Origin of the sequence: Xanthomonas sp. SHU 199, assembly GCF_000364665.1 — a bacterium.
GTDB lineage: Bacteria > Pseudomonadota > Gammaproteobacteria > Xanthomonadales > Xanthomonadaceae > Xanthomonas_A > Xanthomonas_A sontii.
In genome coordinates this window covers 1-4162 of the sequence record NZ_AQOI01000405.1, presented here as the reverse complement: position 1 = coordinate 4162, position 4162 = coordinate 1, and the positions used below count along the sequence as shown (strand labels likewise).

Sequence of the window (4162 nt, the reverse complement as noted above, 5' to 3'; positions counted from 1 at the left end):
CCTGCGCCCAGGCCGCGCCGGCGGCCGTCGCCGATCCGGCGCCCGCCACGGACGCCAAGGCGCCGAGCCTGGATCCGTCGCCGGCGCTGGACAGCCAGCGCCAGATCGTCCTCGCCGTGGCCAACCCGATGGCCGCACCGAGCCGCCACGCCGGCTCCAACCTGCTCGGCTACGCCTCCGCCCGCTACTACGGCGCCGGCACCCAGGCGGTCGCCACCCTGGACGCGCTGAACAAGCGCTACGGCCTGCGCCAGGTCGCCGGCTGGCCGATCAAGGCGCTGGGGCTGTACTGCGTGGTGCTGGAGCCGGCGCCGGGCAGCGACCGCGCCGCGCTGCTGGCGCAACTGGCCAAGGACGACCGGGTGGCGCTGTCGCAGCCGCTGCAGGACTTCGGCACCTATTCGACCGACAGCCAGGCTGCGGCCGCACCGGCACAGCCGCTGCGCTACAACGATCCCTACGTGGACATGCAGCGCGGCTTCGCCGCGACCAACGCGGCTACCGCGCAGGCGCTGAGCCAGGGCCAGGGCGTGGACGTGGCGATCGTCGACACCGGCGTGGACACCGCGCACCCGGACCTGCGCGGGCGCCTGCGCAACACCCGCGACCTGGTCGCCGCCGACCCAGGCGCGTTCAACCGCGACCACCACGGCACCGAGGTCGCCGGCATCATCGCCGCCGGCAGCAACAACCACCTGGGCATCGTCGGCATCGCGCCGAAGGCGATGCTCGACGTGTACAAGGCCTGCTGGTATCCGCAGCGCCCCGGCGCCGGCGCCGGCTGCAACTCCTTCACCCTGGCCAAGGCGCTGGCGGCGATCGGCGACACCCGCACCCGCATCGTCAATCTCAGCCTCGGCGGCCCGGCCGACCCGCTGCTGCGCAAGCTGCTGGAACAGCTGCTGCGCGAGGGCCGCATCGTGGTCGCGGCGATGCCGCCCAACGGCCGCCTGGACGGGTTTCCCGACGGCATTCCCGGGGTGATCGTGGTGCGCAGCAGTGCCGCCGCCCCGGCGCCGGCGGGCGTGCTCAGCGCGCCGGGCGAGGACATCCTCACCACCCAGCCCAACGGCGGCTACGACTTCACTTCCGGCTCGTCGATGGCCACTGCCCACGTCAGCGGCGTGGTCGCGCTGCTGCTGGCGCTGGCCCCGCAACTGGACGCGCGCAGCGTGCACGAGCTGCTGCTGCGCACCAGCCGCACGCGCGACGGCCTATTGCAGGTCGACGCCGCCGCCGCGGTACAGGCGTTGCCGCGCAGCGCGCCCCTCGCCCGCTGAGGTCATCGCCATGCGTTCCTGGATCCCGCTCTGGTTGCACCGGCTCGGCGCGCCGCCGACAGCCTATCGCGTCGCCAGCGCGGTGCGCCCGTGGAGTCTGGCCGCGGCCGTGCTGCTCGGCGCCGTGTCGGGTTACGGCGGGCTGGTGCTGGCGCCGCCGGATTACCAGCAGCATGACGCCTACCGCATCATGTTCGTGCACGTGCCGTGCGCGTGGATGAGCCTGTTCGTCTACGCCGCGATGGGCCTGGCCGGCCTGGTCGCGCTGGTGTGGCGGGTGAAACTGGCGGAAGTCGCCTGCATGGCCTCGGCGCCGATCGGCGCGGCCTTCACCTTCGTCACCCTGTGCACCGGCTCGCTGTGGGGCCGGCCGATGTGGGGCACCTGGTGGACCTGGGACGCGCGGCTGACCTCGGAACTGGTGCTGCTGTTCCTGTATCTGGGCGTGATCGGCCTGCACCGTGCCATCGACGATCCGCGCCAGGGCGCGCGCGCCGCCGCGCTGCTGGCGCTGGTCGGGCTGATCAACCTGCCGATCGTGCATTACTCGGTGGTGTGGTGGAACACCCTGCACCAGGGCTCCACGGTGCGCGTGCTGGGCCCGTCGAAGATGCCGCTGTCGATGCTGTGGCCGCTGCTGACCGGCGTGGTCGCCAGCAAGTGCTACTACGTCGCCAGCCTGTGCGGGCGCATGCGCACCGACCTGCTGGCGCTGGAGCGCGGCAAGGCCTGGGTGCGTGCGATCGCGTTGCAGGCCGCGCCGGTGCCGGCGACGCCCGCCGATGTCGTGCCGCTGCCCACGGAACACGCGGCATGAACGGGTTCTGGGCGATGGGCGGCTATGCCGTCTACGTGTGGAGCGCGTACGCACTGGCCTTGCTGGTGCTGATTCTGGACAGCGTGCTGCCGCGCCGCCGCCAGCGCCGCCTGCTCGCCGACATCCGTGCGCAAGTGGCGCGCGAACAGGCACGCCGTGCCCGCGGCAACGTTGCGACCAACGGAGCGCGCAATGCATCCCACCCGTAAGCGCCGCCTGCTGCTGGTGCTGCTGTTGCTCGGCGCCGCGGCGCTGGCCACCGGCCTGTTCGTGCTGGCCCTGCAGCACAACGTCAGCTACCTGTTCACCCCCAGCCAGGTGCAGGCCGGCGCGGCCAGGGACTACCGGGTGTTCCGGCTCGGTGGCATGGTCAAGGCCGGCTCGATCACGCGCAGCGCCGATGCGCTGCAGGTGCAGTTCACCGTGATCGACAAGGCCGGCGCCACCACGGTTGCCTACACCGGCATCCTGCCCGACCTGTTCCGCGACAACCAGGCAGTGATCGCCACCGGCTCGATGCAGGGCGCGCGCTTCGTGGCCACCGAAGTGCTGGCCAAGCACGACGAGACCTACATGCCGCAGGAACTGAAGGACGCGATGGCGCAGGCGCATGCCGGTCGCGCCAAGACCGCTCGCACCGCCGCGGCGGCGGCTGCGGTCACGGCGCGGCCATGAGTCCGATCGCGTCCCGCCGCATCGGGAGCGCCGCGCGATGAGCGCCGAACTCGGCCAGTGCGCGCTGATCCTGGCCCTGCTGCTGGCATTGGTGCAGGCCGTATTGCCGCTGCTCGGCGCCTGGCGCGGGCAGCGCGCCTGGATGGCGGTGGCGCGGCCGGCCGCCTACGCCCAGGCCGGCTTCGCCTGGCTGGCCTTCGGCCTGCTCGGCTACGTGTTGCTGCAACTGGATTTCTCGGTGCGCTATGTCGCCGCCAACGCCAACCTGGCGCAGCCCTGGTACTACCGGCTGGCCGCGGTGTGGGGCGCGCACGAAGGCTCGCTGCTGCTGTGGATCGCCATCCTCAACCTGTGGACGGTGGCGCTGGCGCGCAGCGGCCGGCACTTGCCGGAGGCGTTCGCCGCGCGCGTACTCGGCGTGCTCGGGCTGATCTCCAGCGGCTTCCTGGCCTTCGTCCTGTTCACCTCCAACCCGTTCGTACGGCTGTCGCCGATGCCGCGCGACGGCAGCGAGCTCAATCCGGTGCTGCAGGACCCGGGCATGGTGCTGCATCCACCGGTGCTGTACACCGGCTATGTCGGCTTCTCGGTGGCCTTCGCCTTCGCCATCGCCGCCCTGCTCGGCGGCGAACAGCAGCAGGCCTGGGTGCGCTGGGCGCGGCCGTGGACCAATGTCGCCTGGGGCTTCCTCAGCGCCGGCATCGTCGCCGGCAGCTGGTGGGCCTATGCCGAGTTGGGCTGGGGCGGCTGGTGGTTCTGGGATCCGGTGGAGAACGCCAGCTTCATGCCGTGGCTGGTCGGCGCGGCGCTGATCCACACCCAGGCGGTCACCGAGAAGCGCGGCGCGCTCGGCGCCTGGACCCTGCTGCTGTCGATCCTGGCGTTCTCGCTGTCGTTGCTGGGCACCTTCCTGGTGCGCTCGGGCGTGCTGACCTCGGTACACGCCTTCGCCGCCGACCCGCGCCGCGGCCTGTACATCCTCGGCTTCCTGGTGCTGGTGGTCGGCGGCTCGCTGCTGCTGTACGCACTGCGCGCGCCACGTCTGGCCGCGGGCAAGCCGTTCGCCGCGCTGTCGCGGGAGACCGCGATCCTGGTCGGCAACCTGATGCTCAGCGTGGCCGCGGCGATGGTGCTGCTGGGCACGCTGTTCCCGCTGCTCGGCGATGCGCTGCGGCTGGGCAAGATCTCGGTCGGGCCGCCCTACTTCGGCCTGCTGTTCCCGCTGCTGATGCTGCCGGTGGTGCTGCTGTTGCCGTTCGGTCCCTACCTGCGCTGGGGCCGCACCGAACCCGGCGCACTGCGCGCGGTGGCCGCGCGCGCCGGGCTGGCCGCACTGGCCTGCGCGCTGCTGGCGTGGCTACTGAGCGCAGGCACGCTGCGCGCGGTGGCC

The 4162-nt window shown here is 72.3% G+C and carries 5 protein-coding genes; all 5 read left to right on the top strand.

Translation table 11 applies throughout. The features are described from left to right. The coding region (locus D183_RS0113410; protein ID WP_017909449.1) for a S8 family serine peptidase at window positions 1-1280 on the top strand (1280 nt) is incomplete at its 5' end. A gap of 10 nt (window positions 1281-1290) precedes the next feature. After that, window positions 1291-2097 carry a heme ABC transporter permease gene (locus tag D183_RS0113405; RefSeq protein WP_017909448.1) on the top strand — a complete coding sequence of 269 codons (807 nt, stop codon included), beginning with the start codon at window positions 1291-1293 and terminating at the stop codon, window positions 2095-2097. Further along, entirely contained in the window at window positions 2094-2306 is a 213-nt protein-coding gene (ccmD, locus tag D183_RS0113400; protein WP_017909447.1) for a heme exporter protein CcmD, read from the top strand. Before D183_RS0113405 ends, ccmD begins: the two co-directional genes overlap by 4 nt. Continuing rightward, on the top strand, window positions 2290-2772 hold the full coding sequence (gene ccmE, locus D183_RS0113395) for a cytochrome c maturation protein CcmE (RefSeq protein WP_017909446.1): 483 nt from the start codon (window positions 2290-2292) through the stop codon (window positions 2770-2772). Before ccmD ends, ccmE begins: the two co-directional genes overlap by 17 nt. A 37-nt stretch (window positions 2773-2809) precedes the next feature. Then, window positions 2810-4162 (top strand): heme lyase CcmF/NrfE family subunit (locus D183_RS0113390; protein ID WP_017909445.1); only part of this gene is annotated, 1353 nt, incomplete at its 3' end.

Excerpts from the sequence above, each read along its gene's own strand:
- D183_RS0113405 (WP_017909448.1), top strand. The coding sequence starts at position 1,291 with ATGCGTTCCTGGATCCCGCTCTGGTTGCACCGGCTCGGCGCGCCGCCG.
- ccmD (WP_017909447.1), top strand. The coding sequence starts at position 2,094 with ATGAACGGGTTCTGGGCGATGGGCGGCTATGCCGTCTACGTGTGGAGC.
- ccmE (WP_017909446.1), top strand. The coding sequence starts at position 2,290 with ATGCATCCCACCCGTAAGCGCCGCCTGCTGCTGGTGCTGCTGTTGCTC.